The organism is Kitasatospora griseola (assembly GCF_014648555.1).
GTDB classification, from domain to species: domain Bacteria; phylum Actinomycetota; class Actinomycetes; order Streptomycetales; family Streptomycetaceae; genus Kitasatospora; species Kitasatospora griseola.
In genome coordinates, this window is the sequence record NZ_BMRI01000007.1 from 240,966 (window position 1) to 244,103 (window position 3,138).

The following is a 3,138-nucleotide window of genomic DNA, read 5'->3' on the forward strand; positions in this document are numbered from 1 at the left end:
TGTCGTTGAACTTTCGCTTGGCGTCGATCGCCTCCTCCGCGCCCTTCAGGCGAGCGGGTCGACGGATCGAGATGACCTGGCCGGTGGCGTTGACGAACTCGGCCGCCGAGCGGCGGTCGAACATGCTCGCCAGGACCACGGAGTCCTTCAGGTTCGCGAGAGCCTGGGCGACGAGCTTGTCAGGGTTCTGGAAGGCGTTGGCACGTGCGGGGTTGAGAGAGATGGCGCTGTTCCTCGGGGATACGGAAGACCGCCCCGGGGCGGGACGGCCTCATGCGGTGCGGGTGGGGTCAGATGCCGTAGCGGCGCTGGCGCAGCTTCTCGGCGAGGCCCTTGTACGGATCGGGCTCAGCGTGCGGGGTCAGACCCCCGGCACCCAGCAGCGGCTTCGGCGCGGCGACGGCGGCCAGCTGTTCGGCGTGCCGGCGCACCGCGTCCTCGTCACCGCCCTGGACCAGAGCCGCGAGGACCGGCGGCAGGGCGTACTCGGCGGCGATCCGGTCGCGCATCGCCTGCTCCTGGAGCTGGGCGACCTGCGCGCGAAGCTCGTCCGCCTCCACGCCGGCCTCCTGGCCGCGCTCGCGGGTCGCGTCCAGGTCGGCCTGCATCTTCTCGTACAGCGCCCGGTAGTCCGGCTCCGAGGGCTTCGGGGCCGGGGCTTCGGGTTCCGGCTCAGTGGGCGGGGTGTCCGGGTGGGCCACGCCGCCGGGGATCGCCTCGGCCGGGGCCGGGGTCTCGGGCACGTCTCTCCTAGGTTCTGTTGATGGGTATGCCAATTGGGCGGTGTCGGTGCCCGAAGAGCGTGCTGAACTCCCAGCGCGCCTACGAGTGGGCGTGTCACCATCGACATAGGACGCCACCGCGAGGGCGAAGGGGAAGCTGTGGGAGCGAGCTGGGAGTACAAGATCATCGACGTAAGGGTGCGTGGCTGGAACGTCGATCTTTCGGAGCTGAACACTCTGGGCTCGCAGGGCTGGGAGGCGGTGAGCGCGAACCGCTACGTTGAGAGGACCGGCAGCTCCACGGAGGTTGTTCACCGGGAAGTGCTACTGAAGCGCGCCATTCACTAGGCAGTGCCGTAGTAGGTGCGCCAGTCCGCCAGCGAGCCGCCCCCGAAGACCTGCCACATCCGGGCGAACTTCGCGTTCTCGTCGGGGAGTCGGTAGCGACGGGAGAAGATCGGCACGGCCTGGCAGTGGGGGTGGGCGCGGCTGCCCAGGGTGGTCGGGGCTGCCCCCGCTCCCCGGGCGGCAAGGGAGCCGCCCGACGCCGCGAGAAGGCCCGCCAGAACCTCCTGGAGCTGGAACACCAAGCCGCCCGGTCCCGCGCCGAGTTCCTGCGGCTGCGCGAGGACACCGAGCGCCAGCACCGGGCCGAGCAGGAAGCCAAGCGTCAGCGCCTCGCCGACGAGCAGGCCGAGCGCGAGCGCGCCCAGCGGGCCCGCACCGGCGCGGACATCACCCTCACCTGGTCCGCGGTGGGTGCCAGCCGCTGGACCGTCACAGGCGCCGGGCACCACCGACGCTTCGAAGTCACGCTCAACGAAGCCGACTTCACGCAGGACATGTACGAGATCCAGGAGAACGACCACTTCCTCTCCCGCCACCCCCACCGCCACCAGACCGAGGCCGCCGTCCGCCAGCCGCTCGCCGACGGAGTCGAACTCGGGCAGCCGACACCAGGCCCCACCCCCACGGCCCCCGCCCGTCCGTGCTCCACCGGCCCCGCCGGCCGCTGGTGCTAAACCCCACCCCGACCCGATCGAACGGAAGGACACACCCCTGGCCATCAACCCCGCCAACCTGCTGCCCCACGGCCGATGGAACGAGCGACTCTTCGAACTCGACTACGAAGGCCGCCGAGGCCACCACCGGGTCGTGCCCGGCCTCGGCGGACAGATCGGCACCGTGGAGAAACACGGCGGCGTCTGGATGCCCAAGAACACCACCGGAGCCTGGATCGGAGCCGCCGCCGGCCGCCTGGGCTACCCCACCCGCCAGGTCGCCGCCGTCGAACTGTCCATCACCGTCCCGCTCCCGCCCCCGAAAGAACGGGAGCAGTACCGGGTGACACCAGGCCCCACCCCCTCGTCGTGACCGAGCGGTGCGGCAAGACGCGGAGCACCCCACCTCCATCGGAAGTGGGGCTGGGGAGGTGAGCGGTCAGCCGAGGTAGACCTTCTGCCACTCCAAGGACGTCATGGTCAGAGCGGCCTCGGCGAGGGTGCGCGCCGACTCGGTCTTGAGGCTGCCGAGGCTGCTGTCGATCCACGGCTGGACGTTCTGGTAGCCCTGCTCGCGGTACTCCACTGCCTGGATCAGGCACTCCAACTTGTCCGCGTCATGGGCGACGACGACCTCCAGGCTCTCGGCGTTCTCGTACTCCTCCACGATGGCCTGTACTCCGGCAACGACAGCCGGATGAGCGGCGCTGACCTGATCGGCGGTCACGCGTTCGTTCGAGGCCGCGGTGAGGTAGCGCCGGCTGATGTGGGGGATGTCGCTGACCCGGGTCTCCTGGGTGTCGTGGAAGAGGCACAGCAGGGCGACCTTGGCCGGGTCGGCTCCCTCCATCATTGCGAGCACTGCGCCCACGATGCCCGTTCGGAAGGAGTGTTCGGCGATCGTCTCAGGATCCTTGACCCCAGCGATCCACCAGCCGGAGCGCTTCGCCCGCTTGAGCATGCCCGCCTCGAACAGGTAGCCAGCGGTGCCCTTCGCCTGCTTGTCGTCCGTCATCGCTGTCCTTCGCTGTTTGATCGGTTGTTGCTGTATCCGCCTACCCGCAGACCGTAGTGCACAGACTCCAGCTCTCGGCGGGACTGCCCTGAAAGACCGTCACCGTCCAGCAACGTGCGCACTCGTGCAGCCAGGTCCCGGGCTGTACGGGGGTCTGCGTCGGCCAGGCCCCGGCGGGTGAGCATGAGTGCCCAGATCGAATGGACGTACAGATCGGTGTACTCGCCTGCGCGGTCCAGCCGAATGGCGAACTGCCGCAGCAGCGATGACGCGTCCCACGCGGGGCGTTCCTGCTCGGCCATGAAGTCATCGCTGGTCTGGGGACGTGAATCGAGCCCGAGCCAGTGAGCCCAGTAGTTCAGGTTCGCGGCTTCGAAGTCGTCGTTGTCGGTGATCGAGC

The 3,138-nt window shown here is 69.2% G+C and carries 4 protein-coding genes and 1 pseudogene; 2 read left to right on the plus strand and 3 right to left on the minus strand.

Features of this window, described 5'->3' with window-relative positions:
- Nucleotides 1-290: 290 nt before the first annotated feature.
- Entirely contained in the window at nucleotides 291-743 is a 453-nt protein-coding gene (locus IEZ12_RS12135) for a hypothetical protein (protein WP_189272040.1), read from the minus strand.
- Between the two features lie 458 nt (nucleotides 744-1,201).
- Here IEZ12_RS12135 and IEZ12_RS12140 point away from each other — a divergent pair, with 458 nt between their 5' ends.
- Together IEZ12_RS12140 and IEZ12_RS12145 are read left to right on the plus strand one after the other, a co-directional pair.
- Complete coding sequence (locus IEZ12_RS12140; RefSeq protein ID WP_189272041.1) at nucleotides 1,202-1,744, plus strand: hypothetical protein; 543 nt, start codon at nucleotides 1,202-1,204, stop codon at nucleotides 1,742-1,744.
- 133 nt (nucleotides 1,745-1,877) lie between these two features.
- Nucleotides 1,878-2,096: a hypothetical protein gene (locus tag IEZ12_RS12145; RefSeq protein WP_189272042.1), complete on the plus strand. Its 219-nt coding sequence runs from the start codon at nucleotides 1,878-1,880 to the stop codon at nucleotides 2,094-2,096.
- Between the two features lie 66 nt (nucleotides 2,097-2,162).
- On the opposite strand, the gene IEZ12_RS12150 is transcribed toward IEZ12_RS12145, so the two are convergent.
- The gene (locus tag IEZ12_RS12150; RefSeq protein ID WP_189272043.1) at nucleotides 2,163-2,738 is read right to left on the minus strand and encodes an HD domain-containing protein; all 576 of its coding nucleotides are present in this window, start codon (nucleotides 2,736-2,738) and stop codon (nucleotides 2,163-2,165) included.
- Nucleotides 2,735-3,138, minus strand: a pseudogene (locus IEZ12_RS12155) (hypothetical protein); the annotation flags it as partial. The gene IEZ12_RS12150 and the pseudogene IEZ12_RS12155, both read right to left, overlap by 4 nt.